General features: G+C 70.1%; 18 protein-coding genes. 11 read left to right on the top strand and 7 right to left on the bottom strand.

What is annotated here, in order from left to right:
- Positions 1 to 104 precede the first annotated feature (104 nt).
- Together EV683_RS09835 and gloB are read right to left on the bottom strand one after the other, a co-directional pair.
- Positions 105 to 2,081, bottom strand: a complete 1,977-nt coding sequence (locus tag EV683_RS09835; RefSeq protein ID WP_131862658.1) for a LysM peptidoglycan-binding domain-containing protein — start codon at positions 2,079 to 2,081, stop codon at positions 105 to 107.
- A gap of 163 nt (positions 2,082 to 2,244) precedes the next feature.
- A complete protein-coding gene (gene gloB / locus EV683_RS09830) occupies positions 2,245 to 3,000 on the bottom strand; it encodes a hydroxyacylglutathione hydrolase (protein ID WP_131862657.1) in 756 nt (251 codons plus the stop codon).
- A gap of 18 nt (positions 3,001 to 3,018) precedes the next feature.
- Here gloB and EV683_RS09825 point away from each other — a divergent pair, with 18 nt between their 5' ends.
- From EV683_RS09825 to EV683_RS09780, 10 genes are all read left to right on the top strand, one after another.
- A complete protein-coding gene (locus EV683_RS09825) occupies positions 3,019 to 3,780 on the top strand; it encodes a class I SAM-dependent methyltransferase (RefSeq protein ID WP_066614816.1) in 762 nt (253 codons plus the stop codon).
- Positions 3,777 to 4,226: a ribonuclease HI gene (gene rnhA, locus EV683_RS09820; protein ID WP_066614703.1), complete on the top strand. Its 450-nt coding sequence runs from the start codon at positions 3,777 to 3,779 to the stop codon at positions 4,224 to 4,226. Before EV683_RS09825 ends, rnhA begins: the two co-directional genes overlap by 4 nt.
- A gap of 57 nt (positions 4,227 to 4,283) precedes the next feature.
- On the top strand, positions 4,284 to 5,006 hold the full coding sequence (dnaQ, locus tag EV683_RS09815) for a DNA polymerase III subunit epsilon (protein WP_131862656.1): 723 nt from the start codon (positions 4,284 to 4,286) through the stop codon (positions 5,004 to 5,006).
- Positions 5,003 to 5,695 (top strand): 2-C-methyl-D-erythritol 4-phosphate cytidylyltransferase, encoded by a 693-nt coding sequence (gene ispD, locus EV683_RS09810; protein ID WP_131862655.1) that lies wholly within the window; start codon positions 5,003 to 5,005, stop codon positions 5,693 to 5,695. Before dnaQ ends, ispD begins: the two co-directional genes overlap by 4 nt.
- Before the next feature lie 8 nt (positions 5,696 to 5,703).
- Positions 5,704 to 6,180 (top strand): 2-C-methyl-D-erythritol 2,4-cyclodiphosphate synthase, encoded by a 477-nt coding sequence (gene ispF / locus EV683_RS09805; RefSeq protein WP_066614698.1) that lies wholly within the window; start codon positions 5,704 to 5,706, stop codon positions 6,178 to 6,180.
- 66 nt (positions 6,181 to 6,246) lie between these two features.
- A complete protein-coding gene (gene rpiA, locus EV683_RS09800; RefSeq protein WP_066614694.1) occupies positions 6,247 to 6,906 on the top strand; it encodes a ribose-5-phosphate isomerase RpiA in 660 nt (219 codons plus the stop codon).
- 97 nt (positions 6,907 to 7,003) lie between these two features.
- The gene (phoU, locus tag EV683_RS09795; protein ID WP_066614692.1) at positions 7,004 to 7,714 is read left to right on the top strand and encodes a phosphate signaling complex protein PhoU; all 711 of its coding nucleotides are present in this window, start codon (positions 7,004 to 7,006) and stop codon (positions 7,712 to 7,714) included.
- A 107-nt stretch (positions 7,715 to 7,821) separates the two neighbouring features.
- Positions 7,822 to 9,309: an exopolyphosphatase gene (gene ppx / locus EV683_RS09790; RefSeq protein ID WP_131862654.1), complete on the top strand. Its 1,488-nt coding sequence runs from the start codon at positions 7,822 to 7,824 to the stop codon at positions 9,307 to 9,309.
- A gap of 7 nt (positions 9,310 to 9,316) precedes the next feature.
- Positions 9,317 to 10,399, top strand: a complete 1,083-nt coding sequence (gene corA / locus EV683_RS09785) for a magnesium/cobalt transporter CorA (RefSeq protein WP_131862653.1) — start codon at positions 9,317 to 9,319, stop codon at positions 10,397 to 10,399.
- 128 nt (positions 10,400 to 10,527) lie between these two features.
- The gene (locus EV683_RS09780) at positions 10,528 to 12,882 is read left to right on the top strand and encodes a heavy metal translocating P-type ATPase (RefSeq protein ID WP_131862652.1); all 2,355 of its coding nucleotides are present in this window, start codon (positions 10,528 to 10,530) and stop codon (positions 12,880 to 12,882) included.
- A 123-nt stretch (positions 12,883 to 13,005) separates the two neighbouring features.
- Here EV683_RS09780 and EV683_RS09775 read toward each other — a convergent pair whose 3' ends face one another.
- The 5 genes from EV683_RS09775 to lgt all read right to left on the bottom strand — a co-directional run bounded on the left by EV683_RS09775 (position 13,006) and on the right by lgt (position 18,035).
- A complete protein-coding gene (locus tag EV683_RS09775) occupies positions 13,006 to 13,773 on the bottom strand; it encodes a 3',5'-cyclic-nucleotide phosphodiesterase (protein WP_131862651.1) in 768 nt (255 codons plus the stop codon).
- 55 nt (positions 13,774 to 13,828) lie between these two features.
- Complete coding sequence (locus EV683_RS09770) at positions 13,829 to 15,391, bottom strand: PhnE/PtxC family ABC transporter permease (RefSeq protein ID WP_131862650.1); 1,563 nt, start codon at positions 15,389 to 15,391, stop codon at positions 13,829 to 13,831.
- Positions 15,385 to 16,182, bottom strand: a complete 798-nt coding sequence (locus EV683_RS09765; protein WP_066614681.1) for a phosphonate ABC transporter ATP-binding protein — start codon at positions 16,180 to 16,182, stop codon at positions 15,385 to 15,387. Before EV683_RS09765 ends, EV683_RS09770 begins: the two co-directional genes overlap by 7 nt.
- Positions 16,179 to 17,027: a putative selenate ABC transporter substrate-binding protein gene (locus tag EV683_RS09760; protein ID WP_066614679.1), complete on the bottom strand. Its 849-nt coding sequence runs from the start codon at positions 17,025 to 17,027 to the stop codon at positions 16,179 to 16,181. Before EV683_RS09760 ends, EV683_RS09765 begins: the two co-directional genes overlap by 4 nt.
- A 147-nt stretch (positions 17,028 to 17,174) precedes the next feature.
- Entirely contained in the window at positions 17,175 to 18,035 is an 861-nt protein-coding gene (gene lgt, locus EV683_RS09755) for a prolipoprotein diacylglyceryl transferase (RefSeq protein WP_066614677.1), read from the bottom strand.
- A gap of 115 nt (positions 18,036 to 18,150) precedes the next feature.
- On the opposite strand from lgt, the gene ilvD reads away from it, so the two are divergent.
- On the top strand, positions 18,151 to 20,007 hold the full coding sequence (ilvD, locus tag EV683_RS09750) for a dihydroxy-acid dehydratase (protein WP_131862649.1): 1,857 nt from the start codon (positions 18,151 to 18,153) through the stop codon (positions 20,005 to 20,007).
- Positions 20,008 to 20,309: the final 302 nt, after the last annotated feature.

Raw genomic sequence — 20,309 nt, 5'->3', positions numbered from 1 at the left:
CCGTGGCGCCGCGCCGACGCAGCGGGCGACGTCCGCATCGGGCAGGCGAGGGCGCAAAAGACGACACCCCGCCTGGGCGGGGTGTCGGGGGGCGTCGACCGGGTTTAAAGGCCCTGGATCTTCACGCGTTGGCCCGGCGAGAGGCGGGCGAGCTGTTCGGAATCGTTCCAGCGCTGGATGTCCGAGTGGCGCACGCCGAACTTGCGCGCGATGCTGAACACCGTATCGCCCTTCTGTACCACGTACTCGGCCGAGGCGGTTTGCAGGCTGCCCTGGCGTTCGCCGCGAAGACTGGCCAGTTGTGCGACCGCTTCGTCCTGCGCGTTGACAGGACGGCCAGCGGCGACGATGGCGCTGCCCTTGACCCTGAGCACCTGGCCGAGCTTGACCGTGTCCTGCTCGAGGCCGTTCAGCGCCTTCAGCTCGGCGACCGACAGGCTGTAGCGGCGCGAGATATTGTAGAGCGTGTCGCCCTCGGCGACGGTGTGGCGGCCAGCCGTCAGCTTGACGGGGGCGAGCGCGACCTTCACCGGCTCGGCTTTCGCCTCGGTCCGGGCAGGCTCGCTCTTCGCCGCCGCGATGCTTGCCGCCGGCGCGGCCTGGGCCAGTTGGGTGTCGATCGCGACGCGGTCGGGCTGCACCGCCTGCGTCGCGCCTTCGGCGAGATAGGCGGCGAGCGCGCCGTTGTCGCGGGTCGGGGGCGCGCTATTCGACGGGGCGGCGGCGACGGCCGGCGCGGGCGTTTCGCTCGCCGTCGGCACGATGGCAGCGGCCGGCGCGGCGTCGGCCAGCCTGGGCGCTGCCGGCGCGGGGGCGACGAGGGGCGCCACGCTGGCGACGACCGCGGTCGCGCGCGACAGGTCGGCGGTTTCCGGTGCCTTGCCGCGGCTGCTGCCTGCGGTCGTCGCGGTGGCGACCATCGTCGGCGCGTCGCCGTCAGCCAGCGGCGCCTCGTCCGCGCCGCCGCGCTTGGCGACCAGCAGCGGCCGGCCGCTGTCGAGCGCGCCGCGCAGATTGTTGACCGCGACCAGTTCCGCCGCGTCCATCCCGTAGCGGCTGGCGACGGAGGCGACGGTGTCATCGGCCGACGGGGTCACGACCTGCCAGGTCAGCAGCGGCTTTTTCCAGAGGGCGAGGTTCTTCTCGAAGCGGGACAGCTTGTCGGCCGGGATCAGCATCTGGCGGCCGTTCTTGTGCGCGTAGACCGGCAGGTTGAAGCCGGGGTTGAGCAGCTTGAACTCGGAAACCGGCATCTCGGCCAGCTTGGCTGCGATGTCGATGTCCATGTGGCGGCCGGTCGAGACCGCGACGAAGTGGGGCTTGTTCGGGAAGCGGTCGAGCTTGAGGCCGTACTTTTCTGGCGCAGCCAGCAGGTTGCGTACCGCCAGCAGCTTGGGTACGTAGTTGCGCGTTTCGGCCGGCATGCGCAAGTTCTCGTAGCTCGGCGTGACGCCGGCCGCCTGCGCGCGCGCGATCGCGCGCGACACGTTGCCTTCGCCCCAGTTGTAAGCGGCCAGCGCCAGCGACCAGTCGCCGAACAGGCCGTGCAGGTATTCGAGGTAGTCGAGCGCGGCGCGGGTCGATTCGAGCACGTCGCGGCGGCCGTCGTACCACCAGGTCTGCTCGAGGCCGTAGTGGCGGCCGGTGGCCGGCATGAACTGCCACAGGCCGGAGGCGCCGACAGGCGACTGGGCGTTCGGGACGAAGGCGCTCTCGACCACCGGCAGGAGCGCGATCTCGGTCGGCATGCCGCGGCGCTCGACCTCGTTCATGATATGGAACAGGTATTTCCGGCTGCGGTCGAGGGTGCGTTTGAAGTAGTCGGGGCGGGCGGCGTAGAGGCGTTCGTGGCGGGCGACGAGTTCGGGGTTGACCTCGCTCATCTGGAAGCCCTCGCGCACGCGCACCCAGACGTTGTCGCCGTTGCGCAGCAGGCTGCTGTTGAGGAGCACCATGTCGAGACCGACGGCGAGACCTTCGTCGACGCCGACCGAACGGGAAAAGGCGTTCGATTCTGCTTGGGCGGTCGTCACGGAAAACAATAGCGACAGCGAAAGCGCGAGCGGCGTGAGCTTTTTCATGGGAGTCGGCGGGGGCGGCAAATTGACAATTCCGGCCGATGCTATCGGCCGATCATCCCCTCGTCAACCCGAAAAAGCATGAAAATTCAAATGTTTTATGGTGTCTGCGGCTATGCGATGAGGCTAGCGCGGCGCCGAATCCTTATCGTTATGTTTTAAGCGCTCAGAAACGGTTTTTCCAGTCGCGCAGCACGGCAAAGGTCGCGACCGCGTCGGGCAGGCGCCGACCGAACCGTTGTTCGAGCCCGGCGCGCAGGTTCGGGTCGTCGCAGCGCAGGAAGGGGTTGCTGCGTTTCTCCTCGGCCAGCGGGGTCGGCAAGGTCGCCTCCCCCCGCTCGCGGCGGGCCTGGTCGCGGCGACGGCGTTCGGCGACGGCCGGGTTGCGCGGGTCGGCCTCGGCGGCGAAGGCGAGGTTGGACAGCGTATATTCGTGCGCCGGATAGGCGAGCGTCGCGTCGGGCAGCGCGGCGAGCTTCGTCAGCGAGGCGTGCAGCATGGCCGGCGTGCCCTCGAACACGCGGCCGCAGCCGGCGCCGAACAGCGTGTCGCCGCAGAACAGGTGGGCGTCGTCGTGGTAGGCGAGGTGGTCGAGCGTGTGGCCGGGAACGGCGAGCACGTTGAAACGTTGGCCGAGCACCTCGACGGTGTCGCCGTCCGCGACCGGGTGGGTGACGCCGCGCACGCCGGCCGGGCCGTAGACGGCGAGGCCGGGGTGCCGGGCGACGAGCTCGGCGACGCCGCCGACGTGGTCGCCGTGGTGGTGGGTGATCAGCAGCGCCTCGAGCGTGAGGCCGGCGGCGGACAGATGCCGCTCCAGCGGCGCGGCTTCGCCGGGGTCGACCGCGACGGCGCGCCCGGCGCGCTGCAAAACCCAGATATAATTGTCGGTGAAGGCGTTGACGGGAGTCACGGTAATCATGATGTCGGATCGATGCCCATGATGGAGAGATTTTCCGAGTGGTTGGCCGAAAGCGAGCTGGGCCGCTATCTGCTGGCGCGCGAGCAGGCGTTCTTCGACCGCGCGGTGGCCGACGCGTTCGGCTATCACGCGGTGCAGATCGGCCTGCCGGCGCATGATTTCCTGCGCGCCAACCGCATCCCGATGCAGCTGCGTGCCGACGTCGAGGCGCCCGCCGGGCTGCTTTGCCTGCCCGAGGCGCTGCCTTTCGCCGGCAACAGCCTCGACCTCGTGGTGCTGCCGCACACGCTCGATTTTACCACCCATCCCCACCAGGTGCTGCGCGAGGTCGAGCGGGTGCTGATGCCCGAGGGGCGTCTGGTGCTGACCGGCTTCAACCCGTGGTCGCTGTGGGGCGTCAAGCGGGTCGCGGCCGGTCGCTACGAGGCGCCGTGGAATGGCCAGTTCCTGTCGCTGCCGCGCATCCGGGACTGGCTGGAGCTGATGGAAATCGAGCCCGACGGCGGGGCCTTCATGGCCTACGCGCCGCCGTTCGCGCGCGAGGACTGGCTGCGTCGCTTCGCCTTCATGGAGGGGGCCGGCGACCGCTGGTGGCCGCTGGCCGCTGGCGTGTACGGCATCTCGGCCGTCAAGCGCACGCGCGGCCTCAGACTCATTACCCCGCAGTGGGGCGTCGCCAAGAAGGCGGCGCGCGGGCTGGCCGTGGCCGCCGGCAACGACCGCCACCGGGCGGCGCGGCAGGCCGGGGGCGGCGGCCCGCAAGAACCAGGATCAGCATGAGCGAAGAAATTGTCGAACTGTTCACCGACGGCGCCTGCAAGGGCAACCCCGGCCCGGGCGGCTGGGGCGCGATCCTGCGCTACAAGGGGCAGGAGAAGGAAATGTCCGGCGGCGAGGACAACACCACCAACAACCGCATGGAAATGACCGCGGTCATCGAAGGGCTGGCGGTGCTCAAGCGGCCGTGCCGCGTCGTGGTCTACACCGACTCGCAGTATGTGCAGAAGGGCATCTCGGAGTGGATCCACGGCTGGAAGAAGCGCGGCTGGAAAACCGCCGCCAAGGAGCCGGTCAAGAACGCCGACCTGTGGCAGAAGCTCGACGAGATCGCCGCGCGCCACCAGATCGACTGGCGCTGGGTCAGGGGCCACGCCGGCCACCCCGAGAACGAGCGCGCCGACGAACTTGCCAACCGCGGCGTCGCCGCCGTGCAGGCGGGCCGCTAGTCCCTACCGAACGAACACGCCGGGCGCCGCTTGCGCTCGGCCAACCTTGCCCGTTTTATGCGCCAGATCATCCTCGATACCGAAACCACCGGCCTCTCGCCCGCCGAGGGCCACCGCATCATCGAATTCGCCGGCCTCGAGATGCTGAACCGCAAGCTCACCGGCCGCTCGCTGCATCTATACATGCATCCCGAGCGCGAGATCGACCCGGACGCCGAGCGCGTGCACGGCATCTCGCTCGATTTTCTCGCCGACAAGCCGAAGTTCCGCCAGGTCGCCGAGCAGATCGTCGACTTCATCGGCGACGCCGAATTGATCATCCACAACGCGCCGTTCGACGTCGGCTTCCTGAACGCCGAGTTCGAGCGTCTCGGCATCGCGCCGGTCAAGGTCCTGTGCGCCGGCGTGGTCGACACGCTGGCGATGGCGCGCGACACCTTCCCCGGCAAGCGCAACAGCCTCGACGCGCTGTGCGACCGCTTCGAGATCGACCGCTCGAACCGCACGCTGCACGGCGCGCTGATCGACTGCGAACTGTTGTCCGAGGTCTACCTCGCGCTCACGCGCGGCCAGGAAAGCCTGATGATGGACCTCGACGACGACGGCGCGTCCGGCGGCCTCGTCGGCCTCGCGTTCGAGAAGAAGCCGCTGGTCGTGCTCAAGGCGAGCGAGGCCGAGCTGGCCTTGCACGCCGACTACCTCGACGCGCTCGACAAGGCGGTCAAGGGGTCCTGCCTGTGGCGCGGCTACGAGGCGCCGGCCGCGGAGGGCGGCGCATGAGCCGTCGCGTCGCGCTGGTGCCGGCGGCCGGCTCGGGCAGCCGCGTCGGCGCCGCGATCCCCAAGCAATACCTGCCGTTGGCCGGCCGGCCGCTGCTGGCGCACACGCTCGACGCGCTCATCGCCCATCCGGGCGTCGACGCGGTCGCGGTGGTGATTTCGCCCGACGACCAATGGTTCGACGGCTACGACTGGCCGGCCGCGCTGACCGTGCTGCGCTGCGGCGGCGCCACGCGCGCCGACAGCGTCGCCAACGGGCTCGGCCAACTCGACCTCGCCGCCGACGACTGGGTACTGGTGCACGACGCCGCGCGCGTCGGCATTTCCGCGACGGCGCTGTCGCGGCTGATCGACACGCTCGACGGCGACGCGGTCGGCGGCCTGTTGGCGCTGCCGGTGCCCGACACCGTCAAGCGCGGCGACGCCGACGGCCGCGTCGGCGCCACGCTGCCGCGCGCCGGCCTGTGGCTGGCGCAGACGCCGCAGATGTTCCGCGCCGGCCTTTTGCAGCGCGCGCTGGCCGCCGCGCCGTTGGCCGAGATCACCGACGAGGCGTCGGCGATCGAGCGGCTCGGCCTCGCGCCGCGCCTCGTCGAGGGCGAGGCCGGCAATTTCAAGGTGACCTACCCGCAGGACCTGACCTTGGCCGAGGCGCTGCTCGCGGCCAGGTCGGCTCCCGCTCAAGCATAAGGATTTCCATGTTCCGCATCGGACAAGGCTACGACGTGCACCGGCTGGTCGAGGGCCGGCCGCTGATCCTCGGCGGCGTGACGCTGCCGTTCGACAAGGGCCTGTTGGGCCACTCCGACGCCGACGCGCTCCTGCACGCGATCACCGACGCCGTGCTCGGCGCGGCGGCGCTGGGCGACATCGGCCGGCTGTTCCCCGACACCGACCCGGCCTTCGAGGGCGCCGACAGCCGCGTGCTCTTGCGCGAGGCGGTGCGCCGCGTGAATGCGGCCGGCTGGCGCGTCGTCAACGTCGACGCGACGCTGATCGCGCAGGCGCCCCGGCTCGCGCCGCATATCGACGCGATGCGCGCCAACATCGCCGCCGACCTCGGCGTCGCGCCGGACGCGGTCAACGTCAAGGGCAAGACCAACGAGAAGCTCGGCTACCTCGGCCGCCAGGAGGCGATCGAGGCGCAGGCGGTGTGCCTGATCGAGAAGGCCTGAGCGGCCACGCCCGATATAGAATGAATCCATATTGCCAACGAATTCCATCCCAACGGAGGTAAGCCCATGCTGACGCAAGATCAAATGAAACTCGCCGTGGCGAAGAAGGCCATCGAGTACGTGCCCGAGGACAGCATCGTCGGCGTCGGCACCGGCAGCACCGTCAACTTCTTCATCGACGAGCTGGCCAAGATCAAGGGCCGCATCCAGGGCGCGGTGTCGAGCTCGGAGGCGTCGACCGCGCGCATGAAGGCGCTCGGCATCCCGGTCTACGACCTGAACACCGTCGACGAGGTGCCGGTCTACGTCGACGGCGCCGACGAGGTGAACCACTACCTGCACATGATCAAGGGCGGCGGCGGCGCGCTGACGCGCGAGAAGATCGTCGCGGCGGTCGCCGGGCAGTTCGTCTGCATCGTCGACGAGAGCAAGTACGTCGACACCCTCGGCACCTTCCCGCTGCCGGTCGAGGTCGTGCCGATGGCCCGCAGCTACGTCGCGCGCGAGCTGGTCAAGCTCGGCGGTCACCCGGAGCTGCGTCAGGGCTTCACCACCGACAACGGCAACATCATCCTCGACGTGCACGGCATGAAGATCGGCCAGCCGGTCGACATGGAGGCGCACATCAACCAGATCGTCGGCGTCGTCACCTGCGGCCTGTTCGCCAAGCGTCGCGCCGACGTGCTGCTGATCGGCCGCCAGGACGGCGTCGAGGTGAAGGCATAAGAACAACGAAGAAGCGGCGCCGGCTGTCATCAGGCTGTCACGCCGGCGTTTTACCATGCAAGGCTGGTTTGCCATTTGCAATGAGGGGGCGATAGTTATGGCCGAACACATCTCCAAGCAATTCGACATGGAGCTCGAAACCATCCGCACGCGCGTGCTGCAGATGGGCGGGCTGGTGGAGCAGCAGATCCTGTCGGCCGTCGACGCCTTGATGGCGGGCGACATGGCGCGCTTCGACAAGGTGATCGCCGAGGACGCGCTGGTCAACGCGCTCGAGGTGGCGATCGACGACGACTGCCAGCACATCATCGCGCGCCGCCAGCCGGCCGCCAGCGATTTGCGCATGGTGATCACCGTCATCAAGACCATCACCGACCTGGAGCGCATCGGCGACGAGGCGCAGAAGATCGCGCGCATGGGCAAGACCATCTACGAGGCCGACCGCTTCCAGCTGCCGCGCTTTCGCGAGGTCGGCAAGATGGCCGAGGTCGCGGTGTCGATGCTGCGCCGCGCGCTCGACGCGTTCGCGCGCCTCGACCCGAAGGCCGCGCTGGAGTTGGCCGAGGAAGACCAGCAGCTCGACCAGGACTTCGCCGCCGAGATCCGCCAGCTGATCACCTTCATGATGGAAGACCCGCGCACGATCAGCATGTCGATCGACACGCTGTTCATCGCCAAGGCGATCGAGCGCATCGGCGACCACGCGAAGAACATCTCCGAGTACGTCGTCTACCTCGTCAAGGGCAAGGACATCCGCCATACGACGCTCGACGAGAAGAAGCGCGAAACGCTGGGGCTGGACGACTAAGCCGGCCCGCATCGGCATGGTCCGGCGGTGACGCTGGACGACGAAAGGCGGTAACATGGTTGCCGCCTTTTTTCATTATCACCCGACCCGAACAGAAGGGCGCATTCATGCCAACGCCCCCGTATCCCGTCCTCGCCACCGTCGACCTCGGCTCGAACAGCTTCCGCCTGCAGGTCTCGCGCGTGGTCGACGACCAGCTCTACACCCTCGACACGCTGAAGGAAACCGTCCGCCTCGGCGGCGGCCTCACCGACGACAAATACCTCGACGACGCGACGCAGGAGTCGGCGCTGGCCGCGCTGGCGCGCTTTGGCGAGCGCTTGCGCGGCTTCGAGCCCGGCCAGGTGCGCGTGGTCGGCACCAACACGCTGCGCGTCGCCAAAAATGCCGCCGATTTCATCGCGCGCGCCGAGGCGCTGCTCGGTTTTCCGATCGAGATCATCGCCGGCCGCGAGGAGGCGCGCCTGATCTACCTGGGCGCCGCACACAGCCTGCCGGCCACGCGCGAGAAGCGCCTGGTGGTCGACATCGGCGGCGGCTCGACCGAGTTCATCATCGGCAGCCAGTACAAGGCGCACGTCACCGAGAGCCTGCCCTTGGGCTGCGTGACCTACAGCCGGCGCTACTTTCCCGACGGCAAGCTGAGCAAGTCCAATTTCCGCGACGCGACGCTGGCCGCGCGCAACGAGATCCAGCGCATCGCGCACGAGTACACGCCGGATTCGTGGCAGCTCGCGGTCGGCACCTCGGGCACCGCGCGCGCGTTGCGCGACGTGCTCGAGATCAACGACTTCTCGAGCGCCGACATCACGCTGGCCGGCATGGAGCGGCTGCGTGACGCGCTGATCCGCTTCGGCTCGATCCGCGAGGTCGACCTGAACGGTCTGAAGGCCGACCGCGTGCCGGTGATCGCCGGCGGTCTGGCGGTGATGATCGCGGTGTTCGAGGAGCTGGGCGTCGACAAGATGACGGTCGCCGACGGCGCGCTGCGCGACGGCGTGCTCTACGACCTTTTGGGCCGCCAGCGCGACAAGGACATGCGCGATTCGACCGTGTCGCTGTTCCGTCGCCGCTACCACGTCGACACCGAGCAGGCGGCGCGCGTCGGCCGTCTGGCCGAGCGCTTCTACCGCATGCTGGTCGGCGACGCGCTCGACGAGGCGCGGCTCAAGCGCCTGCAGTGGGCGGCGCAGCTGCACGAGATCGGGCTGAGCATCGCGCACACCGCCTACCACAAGCACAGCGCCTACATCCTGCAGAACGCCGACATGCCGGGCTTCTCCAAGCGCGAGCAGGCGCAGCTGGCGACGCTGGTGCTCGGCCACCGCGGCGACATGGGCAAGATGCAGGCGCTCATCGACGAGGCGGCGCAATGGCAGGCGGTGATGGCGCTGCGTCTGGCGGTGCTGTTCTGCCGCCGCCGCCAGGAGCCGGCGCTGCCCGAACGCCTGGCGCTCGCCTCGCAGCCCAAGCACTTCACGCTGACGCTCGACCCGGACTGGCTCTCGGCCAACCCGCTGACCGCCAGCGCGTTCAGGCAGGAGGTCGCGCAGTGGAAGCGGGTCGGCTTCGCGCTGGCGATCGCGGGCGTTTGAGCGGCGCATGCGTCACGCCGGCCTGAAGGAACGCGTGCCGACGCTGGGCGAGGCGCCGGGCACCTTGTTGCCGGTCGCCTCGCCGGCGGTCGCGTCCGGCAAGGTCGACCCCTTCATCACGCTGATCGAGTACGGCCCCGACGCGGTCAGGGAGACCACCTTCGCCACGCTGGAGGAGGGGCTGGCCTACCAGCCGACGCTGCCGGTGCTGTGGCTCAACGTCTACGGCCTGACCGACCCGGCGTGGATGGCGGCGATCGGCCGCCGTTTCGACCTGCACCCGCTGGTGCTCGAGGACATCCTCAACGCGCGCCAGCGTCCCAAGCTCGAGGAATACGAGCACTACCTGTTCTTCGCCGCGCGCGTGCTCCACTACGAGGAAGGCAGCGAGCGGCTGTTCGCCAACCAGGTCTACCTGATCGTCGGCGAACGCTTCGTCATCAGCTTCCAGACGCGGCCGCTCGGCGTGTTCGGCGGCGTGCGCGAGCGCATCAAGCAGCGCCGCGGCCTGCTGCGCGAGCGCGGCGCGAGTTTTCTGGCCTACTCGCTGGTCGACGCGGTGGTCGACGACTACTTCGGCGTGCTCGACGGCTACACCGCGCGCGTCGACGCGACCGACGCGAGCCTGCTGTCGGGCGGTCGCGACCAGCCGGTGCTCAAGCGCATCCACCGCCTCAAGCACGACGCGCTGAAGCTGCGGCGCGCGCTGTTGCCGCTGCGCGAGGCGCTGCTCAAGCTCTCGGCCAACGACATGCCCTTCATCGGCGAGGAGACGCGCGTCTACCTGCGCGACGCCTACGACCACAGCCTGCACCTGATCGAGTCGCTCGAATCGGCGCGCGACCTGGTCGCCGGCATGATGGACATCTACCTGTCGCAGCAGTCGCACCGGCTCAACGTGCAGATGCGCGTGCTGACCGTCATCACCATCATCTTCATGCCGCTGACGCTGATCGCCGGCATCTACGGGATGAATTTCGACAACATGCCCGAGCTGCACTGGCGCTACGGCTACTACGGCGTGCTCGGCCTGATGGCGCTGATCAGCGTCGTGCTCGGCGTCTACTTCTGGCGGCGGCGCTGGCTGTGAGCGCGGCATGCTTCGACAACCGGGCCTCAGGGCCCGGTTTTTTCATGGCCGCGCGGCGCGGAGCCGAACTTGATAATACCCTGGTGGGGTATATAATCGGGTCAGACGGTTTTCGCAAAGGATGCGCCATGACCACCGCCCTGACCCTGCCTATCGCCGGCATGAGCTGCGCCGCCTGCGCGGCAAGGCTGGAAAAAGTCCTCAACCGCCAGACGGGCGTGAAGGCCGCCGTCAGCTTCGCCGGCGAATCGGCGCGGCTGGAGCTCTCCGACGACGCGCCGGACCTGGCGACGCTCGAAGGCGTCATCGAGAAGGCCGGTTTTTCGGTGCCGACCGAGACGGTCGAGCTGGCGATCGACGGCATGAGCTGCGTCGCCTGCGCGGCGCGCATCGAGAAGGTGGCGTCGCGCCTGCCGGGCGTGACGGCGGCGGTCAGCTTCGCGACCGAGACCGGCCGCTTTGCCTTCCCGGCCGGCATCGTCGCGCCGCAGCAACTGCTGGACGCGGTGAAGAAGGCCGGCTACGCCGCGCGCGTGATCGCCGCCGACGGCGCGGCCGGGCGCGACGCCGACAGGCGCGCGCAATGGTTGGCCAAGCGCCGCGTGTTCGTCGTCGCCGCGCTCTTGTCCGCGCCGTTTCTGGTCGAGATGGCCGGCATGGCGGCCGGTGTGCACGAGCTGATCCCGCGCTGGCTGCAGTTCCTGCTGGCGACGCCGGTGCAGTTCTGGGCCGGCGCGCGCTTCTACCGCGGCGCCTGGCACGCGCTGCGCGGCGGCTCGGCCAATATGGACGTGCTGGTCGCACTCGGGACCAGCATCGCGTGGCTGTATTCGACCGTCGTGTGGCTGACGGGGCGGCACGATCTCTTCGTCTACTTCGAGGCCTCGGCCGGCGTGGTCACGCTGGTCTGCCTCGGCAAGCTCTTGGAGGCGCGCGCCAAGGGCCGTACCGGCGAGGCGATCGAAGCCTTGATGAAGCAGGCGCCGACCGTCGCGCGCGTCGAGCGCGACGGCCAGTGGCTCGAGGTGCCGGTCGCGACGCTCGCGGTCGGCGACGTGGTCCAGGCGCGCCACGGCGAGCGGCTGCCGGTCGACGGCGTGGTGCTGTCGGGCGCGGCGAGCGTCGACGAATCCTTGCTGACCGGCGAGAGCCTGCCTGTCGACAAGCGCGCCGGCGACGCGGTGTTCGCCGGCACCACCGCGACGAGCGGCGCCTTGCGCGTGCGCGCGACCGGCGTCGGCGGCGCGACGCAGTTGGCCGAGATCGTGCGGCTGGTCGCCGACGCGCAGGGCAGCAAGGCGCCGATCCAGCGGCTGGCCGACCGCATCTCCGGCGTCTTCGTGCCGGCGGTGCTCGTCGTCGCGCTGGTGACCTTCGTCGCGACCGGTCTCTCGATGGCCGACTGGAGCGCCGCGCTGATCCACGCGGTCGCGGTGCTGGTGATTGCCTGCCCGTGCGCGCTGGGGCTGGCGACGCCGACGGCGGTGATGGTCGGCATCGGCAACGGCGCGCGCCACGGCGTGCTGTTCCGCAACGCGACCGCGCTCGAGACCGCCGGCCGGCTGACGACGCTGGTCGTCGACAAGACCGGCACGCTGACGCGCGGCGAGCCGGCGCTGGTCGCAATCCAGGCGCTGGCCGGCCATGACGAGGCGACGCTGCTGGCGTGGGCCGCCGCGGCCGAGGCCGGCTCCGAGCATCCGCTCGGCCGCGCGCTGCTCGCCGCCGCGCGCGAGCGCGCTCTGGCGCTGCCGGCGGTCGAATCGTTCGACGCCGCGGTCGGCGCCGGCGTGACGGCGAAGCTGGCGGGAATCGGCGCGGTGAGGGTCGGCGCGCCCGGCTGGGTCGGTGGCGTCGACATGGCCAGGGTCGAAACCTTGGCCGAGGGCGGGCGCACGGTGCTGGCGATGGCGGTGAACGACGCGCCGGTCGCGCTGTTCGCGGTGGCCGACACGGTGCGCGAAACCTCGCCGGCGGCGGTGGCCGAGCTGAAGCGGATGGGGGTCGAGGTGGTGATGCTGACCGGCGACAACGAGACGGTGGCGGCGGCGGTCGCCGAACGCTGCGGCATCGCGCGCTTCGTCGCCGGCGTGAAGCCGGCCGGCAAGGCGGCCGAGGTCGAACGCCTGCGCGCGGCCGGCGGCGTGGTCGGCATGGCCGGCGACGGCATCAACGACGCGCCGGCGCTGGCGGCGGCCGACGTCGGCTTCGCGATGGGCGGCGGCGCCGACGTGGCGATCAAGACCGCCGACGTGACGCTGATGCACGGCGACCTGCTGCACCTGGTCGCGGCGATCCGCTTGTCGCGCGCGAGCCTCGCCAAGATCCGCCAGAACCTGTTTTTCGCCTTCGTCTACAACGTGCTCGGCATTCCGCTCGCGGCGGTGGGGCTGTTGAGCCCGGTGATCGCCGGCGCGGCGATGGCGATGAGTTCGGTGTCGGTGGTGAGCAACGCGCTGCTGCTCAGACGCTGGCGGCCGTGAGGCCGCGCCCCGCCGGCGCTTCCGGATGAAGGCGGGGCGGGGTATCGTGCGCCGGTTCGCTCACGAAGTGGAAACAGCTCGGCCAACCTTGCCGACAGGTTGGCCGAGCTGTTTGTCCGTTCGCTACAGCGCGATCGTGTCGCCGCTGCGGATGGCCGCGACCTCGACGCGAGCGGGCAGCGTCGCGCGGATCTCGGCCATCATCGCGTCCTCGCGGCCCGGCTCGAGGTGGCTGACCCACAGCCGCACGCCGTCGGGCAGCGACACTAGCAGCGGCGCGAGCTTCTCGGCGCTCAGGTGGCCGAAGCGTTCGGCGTGGGCGCTGTCGCGGTTCAGGTAGGAGACCTCGCTGACCACGTCCGACAGCGCCGGCACGCGCGAGACAGCGTCCCAGAACGCCGGGCAGGGGCCGGTGTCGCCGGTGAAGGCGAAGGCGCGGCGCGGCCCCTCGACCAGCCAGCCTATCGCCGGCACGCTGTGCGCCGCCGGCAGCGCGGTGGCGACGCCGCCGTCGAGCGCGACGCGCTCGCCGACCGCGAGCGGCGCGAGGCGCACCCACGGGTTCTCCGGCGCCGGCAGCCGCGTGTAGTCGGGCCACAGCGCGCCCGAGAACAGGTGGGCGCGCAGCGCGGCGAGCGTCTCGGGCTGGCTGTGTACGGTCACGCCGGGGCCGCCGCGGTTGGCGTGGCAGTCGGCGAGGAAGGGCAGGAAGCCGCAGTGGTCGAGGTGACTGTGCGTGAGCAGCACGCGCTCGATCTTCTCGAGCCGTTCGACGGGCAGGGTGCCGACGCCGCTGCCGCAGTCGATCAGCGTCGTCGCACCGACGAGGAAGCTGGTGGTGGCGACGCCGCGGCCGATGCCGGCCGAGGTGCCCAGCGCGGTGACGAGCATGCGCTTCTCCTTGGGGGGAACTTGCCCGATTGTAGCCGCCGCGGCGCGGCGCCGCTCAGGCCTCTAGCCTTCGCCGCACCGCGCGGCTGATCTGCTCGACGCCCCACGACAGGAGCAGCATCGCGACGATGACGCTCGCCGCGGCCTGCTGCTGGAACAGCGACAGCGCCAGATACAGCTGTTGGCCGAGGCCGCCGGCGCCGACGATGCCGAGCACCGCGGCGATGCGGATATTGTTCTCCCAGCGGTACAGCGTGTACGCGAGCCACTGCGCGATCACCTGCGGCAGCAGGCCGTGGACGAAGGCGGCGACGCGGCCGGCGCCGAGCGCGACGAGCGCCGTCTCGGGTTCGCGCGGCGCGTTCTCGAGCGTCTCGGCGAACAGCCGGCCCAGCACGCCGCTGGTGTGCAGCGCGAGCGCGAGCACGCCGGCGGCCGGGCCGAGCCCGACCGCGAGCACCGCGAGCGCCGCCCACATCAGGTCGGGCACGCCGCGCAACAGGTTCAGCAGCAGGCGCGCCGCGGCCCTCGCCGGCGCGCCGAAGCGGCCGGCCGCCGGCACCGCCAGCAAGGCGCCGCCGAAGAAGGCGATCGCGCTGCCCAACAGCGAGATCGCCAGCGTCTCGAGCGTGCCGCGCGCCAGCTCGGCCAAGGTGGCCGCGTCGGTGTCGGGCGGGAAGAACTCGGCGGCGAAGCGCGGCAGCGCGGCGAACTCGAAGCCCTGCCAGCCCGGCGCCAGCCACGCGACGCTGGCGACGAACAGCGCGAGCATGGCCGATACGACGACGGCGAGGCCGGCGCGGCTTTCGCTGGCGCGGCGCGCGAACCGGCTGACCGTCTCGGTCATCAGCACCAGCAGCAGGAAGACGATCAGCAGCGTGCTGACCTCGCCGCCGTTCATCATCTTGATGCTGGTGTCGAGCAGCTGGCCGATGCCGCCGGCGCCGACGAAGCCCATCACCGCCGACGCGCGGATCGCGCATTCCCAGCGGTAGACCGTGTAGCTGATCAATTCGGGCAGCGCCTGCGGCCACACGCCCCAGGCGAAGCGGACGAAGCGGCCGGCGCCCTGCGCGGCGAGCGCGCGCGCCGGCTGGGCGGGCTGCGACTCGACGATCTCGGCGTAGACCTTGCCGAGCATGCCGCCGTAGGCGAGGCCGATCGCGAGCACCGCCGGCAGCGAGCCGAGGCCGGCCGCGCGCACGAACAAGAGCGCCCACACGATCTCGGGCACGCCGCGCAGCAGGACCATCGCCGCGCGCAGCGCGCTCTTGCCGCCCTCGGCGAGCGGCCGGGCGCGTTCGCCGCTCAGCCGGTGCGCGTCGAGGCCGCGGCTGACGGCGAAGGCCACCGGCGCGCCGATCGCCATCGCCAGCGCGAGGCCGACGCTGGCGACCGCGACGGTGGTCAGCGTCTCCTTCGCGACCTCGGCGAGGAAGGCCGCGCCGGTGGCGGGCGGGAAGAAGCCGGCGACGAAGCCGGCCAGCGTCGACAGCGTTTCGGGCTGGAACAGCGCGAACGGGTCGAAGCGCGTGTAGGCGGCGCTCGGCACCAGCAGCGCGAGCACGACGAGGGCGGTGAGCAGGCGCGGCCAGCGCGCCGGGTCGCGGTTCAGCATCGCAGGTCCCGCGGCAGTGGCGGCGCCGGATCGGGACCAGGCTCGGCCGGCGCGGCGTCGCCGGCGTAGAGCTGGGCAAGCAGCGCGTCGTCGACCGCCTCGCGCGGCAGGTCGAAGGCGATGCGGCCGGCGCGCACGCCGATCAGGCGCGGAAAGTGCGCGCGCGCCAGCTCGACCGAGTGCAGGCTCATCAGCAGCGTCGCGCCGCGCGCGCGCGCGTCGTCGGCGAGCAGGGCGACGGTAGCCTCGGCCAACCTCGGGTCGAGCGCCGACACCGGTTCGTCGGCCAGCAGCAGCGACGGCGCCTGGTAGAGCGCGCGCGCGACGCCGACCCGCTGCAGCTGGCCGCCGGACAGCTCGGCGCACGGCGACCACAGCTTGTCGGCCAGTTGCACGCGCGCGAGCGTCGCGGCGACGCCGTCGACGTCGCGCGGGCCGAACAGCGCGGCGAGCGACGCCAGCGGCGACGCGCGGCCGAGCCGTCCGGCCGCCACCGCCTGCGCCACGCGCTGCCGTGCCGGCAGCGGCGGGTGCTGGTAGACGGTGCCGATGTCGGCGCGCAGCGCCTTCAGCCGGGCGCGCGGCAGCGTCCACGGGTTGGCCGAGCCCAGCGTCACGCGGCCGGCGCCGGGGCGCAGCACGGTGTTGGCGAGCATCAACAGGCTGGTCTTGCCGGCGCCGGACGGCCCGATCAGCGCCGCCTGCTCGCCGGCCTCGAGCGCGAAGCTCACGCCGGACAGCACCGGTCGGCCCGACAGCGTCAGGTCGACCGCGTCGAGCGCCAGCCTCACTTCAACAGGCCCGCTTCGCGCGCGGCGGTCTCGATGCCCTGGTAGTTGGCGGGCCGGGTCGGGATGAAGCGCGTCGCGCGTTGCAGCTCGAGGATTTCCTTGTCCTGCGGCTTTTGGGCGTCGAGCTTGAGGAAGGCGGCGGCGATCTTCTTTTGCAGCTTGGCGTCGAGATTGGCGCGCACCGTCCAGTTGTAGTCGTAATAGGCCGGCGTGGTGCCGATCAGCTTGACCTTGTCCGTGTCGACCTTGCCGCCCTCGACCAGCTTGTCCCATACCGAAGCGTTGAGCACGCCGCCGTCGACCTTGCCGGAGGCGACCCAGGCGACGGTCGCGTCGTGCGCGCCCGAGTAGGCGACGGTCTTGAAGTGGCTCTCGGGCTTGATGCCCTGCTTTTGCATGAAGTAGCGCGGCATCAGGTGACCCGAGGTGCTCGACGCCGAACCGAAGGCGAAGGTCTTGCCCTTGAGGTCCTTCAGCGACCTGGCACCGCTGGCGGCGCTGGCGATGAACTTGCTGGTGAAGCGCGCATCCTCCTCGCGCTGCACCAGCGGCACGACGCGGCCGCGCTCCTTGGCCTGCACGTAGGTGAAGCCGCCGAGCCAGGCCATGTCGATCTTGTCCGAGGTCAGCGCGGTCACCACGCTGGCGTAGTCGCTCACCGGCACGAACTCGACCTTCATGCCGAGCTCCTTGCCGAGGTAGGCGCCCAAGGGCGCGAACTTGCGCTGCAGTTCGGTCGGCGCCTCGTCGGGAATCGCCGACACGCGCAGCACGTCTTGGGCGAGGGCGGTGCCGGCGGTCGCGGCGAGCGACAGCGCGGCCAGGGCGGGGGCGAGCTTTTTCATCGGGGGGTCTCCATGCGGGCGAAAGGCCGCGGTCAACGAAAAACCGGCCGCTGCGGCGCGGCCGGTGAAACGGCGGACGAAAGGCCGCCACGGGATGCTGCGTATTGTCCACGCCGCGCCTTGCGATGGCAAAGGCGCGGCGCGGGATCAGGCCTTGGCCGGCTGCGGCGCGCGGCTGGCGACCGCCCACAGCACGAGGCCGAGCACGATCATCGGCAGGCTCAGCCACTGGCCCATGCTGAGGTTGAGCGCCAAGAGGCCGAGGAAGTCGTCCGGCTCGCGCGCAAATTCGGCGACGAAGCGGAACAGGCCGTAGCCGGTCAGGAACAGCGCCGCGACCTGGCCGCTCTTGCGCGGCCTGGCGCTGTACCACCACAAAAGGGCGAACAGCAACACGCCCTCGAGCGCGAACTGGTAAAGCTGCGACGGATGGCGCGGCAGGCCGCCGTACTGGGCGAGGGTGCTCATCCATTCCGGGTGCAGGCTGGCGTACGCGATGTCGTCGCGCTGTGCGTTCGGGAACAGCATCGCCCACGGCGCGTCGGGGCTCGTCACCCGGCCCCACAGCTCGCCGTTGACGAAGTTGCCGATGCGGCCGGCGGCCAGGCCGATCGGCACCAGCGGCGCGATGAAGTCGGCGACCTCGAAGAAACCCCGGCCCAGCTTGCGCGCGAACAGCCACATCGCGACCAGCACGCCGATGAAGCCGCCGTGGAAGGCCATGCCGCCCTCCCAGACGCGCAGGATGGCCAGCGGGTCGGCGAGGTATTCGGCCGGTTTGTAGAACAGCACGTAGCCGAGGCGGCCGCCGAGCACGACGCCGACCACGCCGTAGAGCAGGAAGTCGTCGACGAGCTTGGGCGTCATGAACGGGTGGCCGGCGCGCGCGCGACGGTTGCCCAGCCACAGGAAGGCCATGAAGCCCACCAGATACATCAGGCCGTACCAGTGGATGGCCAGCGGGCCGAGCTGGACGGCGATCGGGTCGAATTGGGGATGTACGAGCATTTGTCAGCGTGGGGCGTTTGCGGTAAAAGAAAAGGTTACGGCCGCTTGCGTCTGTCGCGCCTCAAGCCCGCAACCGGCCCCAGATTATACCTATTACATCGGACAAGGACTCACCATGCCCCAGTATCGTTCCCGCACCACCACCCACGGCCGCAACATGGCCGGGGCCCGCGCGCTGTGGCGCGCCACCGGCATGAAGGACGAAGACTTCAGCAAGCCGATCATCGCGATCGCCAACTCGTTCACGCAGTTCGTGCCGGGCCACGTGCACCTGCAGAACCTCGGCCAACTGGTCGCGCGCGAGATCGAGAAGGCCGGCGGCGTCGCCAAGGAATTCAACACCATCGCCGTCGACGACGGCATCGCGATGGGCCACGGCGGCATGCTGTACAGCCTGCCGTCCCGCGACCTGATCGCCGACAGCGTGGAGTACATGGTCAACGCGCACTGCGCCGACGCGCTGGTGTGCATCTCCAACTGCGACAAGATCACCCCGGGCATGCTGATGGCCGCGCTGCGGCTGAACATCCCGGTGGTGTTCGTCTCGGGCGGCCCGATGGAGGCCGGCAAGGTCAACTGGCGCGGCGCGACGCGCGGCCTCGACCTGGTCGACGCGATGGTCGAGGCGGCCAACCCGAACGTATCCGACGAGGAAGTCGCGGCGGTCGAGCGCTCGGCCTGTCCGACCTGCGGTTCCTGCTCGGGCATGTTCACCGCCAACTCGATGAACTGCCTGACCGAGGCGCTCGGCCTTAGCTTGCCGGGCAACGGCTCGCTGCTCGCCACCCACGCCGACCGCAAGCAACTGTTCCTGCAGGCCGGCCGCACCATCGTCGAACTGGCCAAGCGTTACTACGAGCAGGACGACGCCTCGGTGCTGCCGCGTTCGATCGCGACCCGCGAAGCGTTCGAGAACGCGATGAGCCTCGACGTCGCGATGGGCGGCTCGACCAACACCGTGCTGCACCTGTTGGCCGCCGCCTTCGAGGCCGGCGTCGACTTCAAGATGGCCGACATCGACCGCATCAGCCGTGGCGTGCCGTGCCTGTGCAAGGTCGCGCCGGCGACGCAGAAGTACCACATGGAAGACGTGCACCGCGCCGGCGGCGTGATCGGCATTCTCGCCGAACTGAACCGCGCCGGCCTGCTCCACACCGACGTGCCGACCGTGCACAGCAAGACGCTGGGCGACGCGCTGGCGCAGTGGGACGTGATCGGCAAGCCGGCCGACGACCCGGCCGTGACGCTGTACCGCGCGGCGCCGGGCGGCGTCGCGACCACCATCGCGTTCAGCCAGAGCATGCGCTACCCGGAACTCGACGACGACCGCCAGAACGGTTGCATCCGCTCGAAAGAACACGCTTACAGCCAGGACGGCGGCCTCGCCGTGCTGTACGGCAACATCGCCGAGCGCGGCTGCATCGTGAAGACCGCCGGCGTCGACGACTCCATCCTCAAGTTCACCGGCCGCGTGCGCATCTTCGAAAGCCAGGACGACGCCGTTGCCGCCATCCTCGACGACCGGATCGTCGCCGGCGACGTGGTGCTGATCCGCTACGAAGGCCCGAAGGGCGGCCCGGGCATGCAGGAAATGCTGTACCCGACCTCGTACCTGAAGTCCAAGGGCCTGGGCAAGGAATGCGCGCTGCTGACCGACGGCCGCTTCTCGGGCGGCACCTCGGGCCTGTCGATCGGCCACGTCTCGCCGGAGGCGGCCGAGGGCGGCGCGATCGGCCTGGCGCAAGAGGGCGACATGCTCGAAATCGACATCCCGAACCGCACCATCAACCTCTTGGTGTCGATGGAAGAGCTGGCGCATCGTCGCGCCCAGATGGAGGCGCGCGGCAAGGACGCGTGGAAACCGCTCGCCCGCGAGCGCGTCGTCAGCCCGGCGCTGCGCGCCTACGCCGCGATGACCACCAGCGCCGACACCGGCGCGATCCGCGACGTCAGCCAGGTCGAGAAGCGCTGATCGCGACCTGATCGCACGCCAAAACGGGCCGCCCAGCGCGGCCCGTTTTTATTTGGCTCTGTTCGCGTTTGCCGTTGGTACTTTTGGCCTTCACGCTTCAAAGCCACGCCCAGCTTGGGTTTGCGGCATATGGGGCAGCACTCTGCAAAGCCAAGCAGAATAAGGCATTCAGAATTCACCAACGCTCAACGCGAACAGAGCCTTTTATTTGGTTCTTCACGGATTCCCGGGGAAAGCGGCCCTGATCTTCAGGAAGAAGTACTCGCTGTCCCGGTAGCCATAGGCCATGCGCTTCATCACCT

The sequence above is a fragment of the Crenobacter luteus genome (assembly GCF_004345725.1).
GTDB classification, from domain to species: domain Bacteria; phylum Pseudomonadota; class Gammaproteobacteria; order Burkholderiales; family Chromobacteriaceae; genus Crenobacter; species Crenobacter luteus.
This window is presented reverse-complemented; position numbering and strand designations above follow the sequence as displayed.

Bases quoted from the DNA above. Each gene is read 5' to 3' on its own strand.
- EV683_RS09760 (WP_066614679.1), bottom strand. From the start codon at position 17,027: ATGAAAAAGCTCGCCCCCGCCCTGGCCGCGCTGTCGCTCGCCGCGACC.
- rnhA (WP_066614703.1), top strand. From the start codon at position 3,777: ATGAGCGAAGAAATTGTCGAACTGTTCACCGACGGCGCCTGCAAGGGC.
- corA (WP_131862653.1), top strand. From the start codon at position 9,317: ATGCGTCACGCCGGCCTGAAGGAACGCGTGCCGACGCTGGGCGAGGCG.
- EV683_RS09825 (WP_066614816.1), top strand. From the start codon at position 3,019: ATGATGGAGAGATTTTCCGAGTGGTTGGCCGAAAGCGAGCTGGGCCGC.
- phoU (WP_066614692.1), top strand. From the start codon at position 7,004: ATGGCCGAACACATCTCCAAGCAATTCGACATGGAGCTCGAAACCATC.
- ispF (WP_066614698.1), top strand. From the start codon at position 5,704: ATGTTCCGCATCGGACAAGGCTACGACGTGCACCGGCTGGTCGAGGGC.
- rpiA (WP_066614694.1), top strand. From the start codon at position 6,247: ATGCTGACGCAAGATCAAATGAAACTCGCCGTGGCGAAGAAGGCCATC.
- ispD (WP_131862655.1), top strand. From the start codon at position 5,003: ATGAGCCGTCGCGTCGCGCTGGTGCCGGCGGCCGGCTCGGGCAGCCGC.
- lgt (WP_066614677.1), bottom strand. From the start codon at position 18,035: ATGCTCGTACATCCCCAATTCGACCCGATCGCCGTCCAGCTCGGCCCG.
- ilvD (WP_131862649.1), top strand. From the start codon at position 18,151: ATGCCCCAGTATCGTTCCCGCACCACCACCCACGGCCGCAACATGGCC.
- EV683_RS09770 (WP_131862650.1), bottom strand. From the start codon at position 15,391: ATGCTGAACCGCGACCCGGCGCGCTGGCCGCGCCTGCTCACCGCCCTC.
- EV683_RS09775 (WP_131862651.1), bottom strand. From the start codon at position 13,773: ATGCTCGTCACCGCGCTGGGCACCTCGGCCGGCATCGGCCGCGGCGTC.
- dnaQ (WP_131862656.1), top strand. From the start codon at position 4,284: ATGCGCCAGATCATCCTCGATACCGAAACCACCGGCCTCTCGCCCGCC.
- EV683_RS09835 (WP_131862658.1), bottom strand. From the start codon at position 2,081: ATGAAAAAGCTCACGCCGCTCGCGCTTTCGCTGTCGCTATTGTTTTCC.
- ppx (WP_131862654.1), top strand. From the start codon at position 7,822: ATGCCAACGCCCCCGTATCCCGTCCTCGCCACCGTCGACCTCGGCTCG.
- gloB (WP_131862657.1), bottom strand. From the start codon at position 3,000: ATGATTACCGTGACTCCCGTCAACGCCTTCACCGACAATTATATCTGG.
- EV683_RS09780 (WP_131862652.1), top strand. From the start codon at position 10,528: ATGACCACCGCCCTGACCCTGCCTATCGCCGGCATGAGCTGCGCCGCC.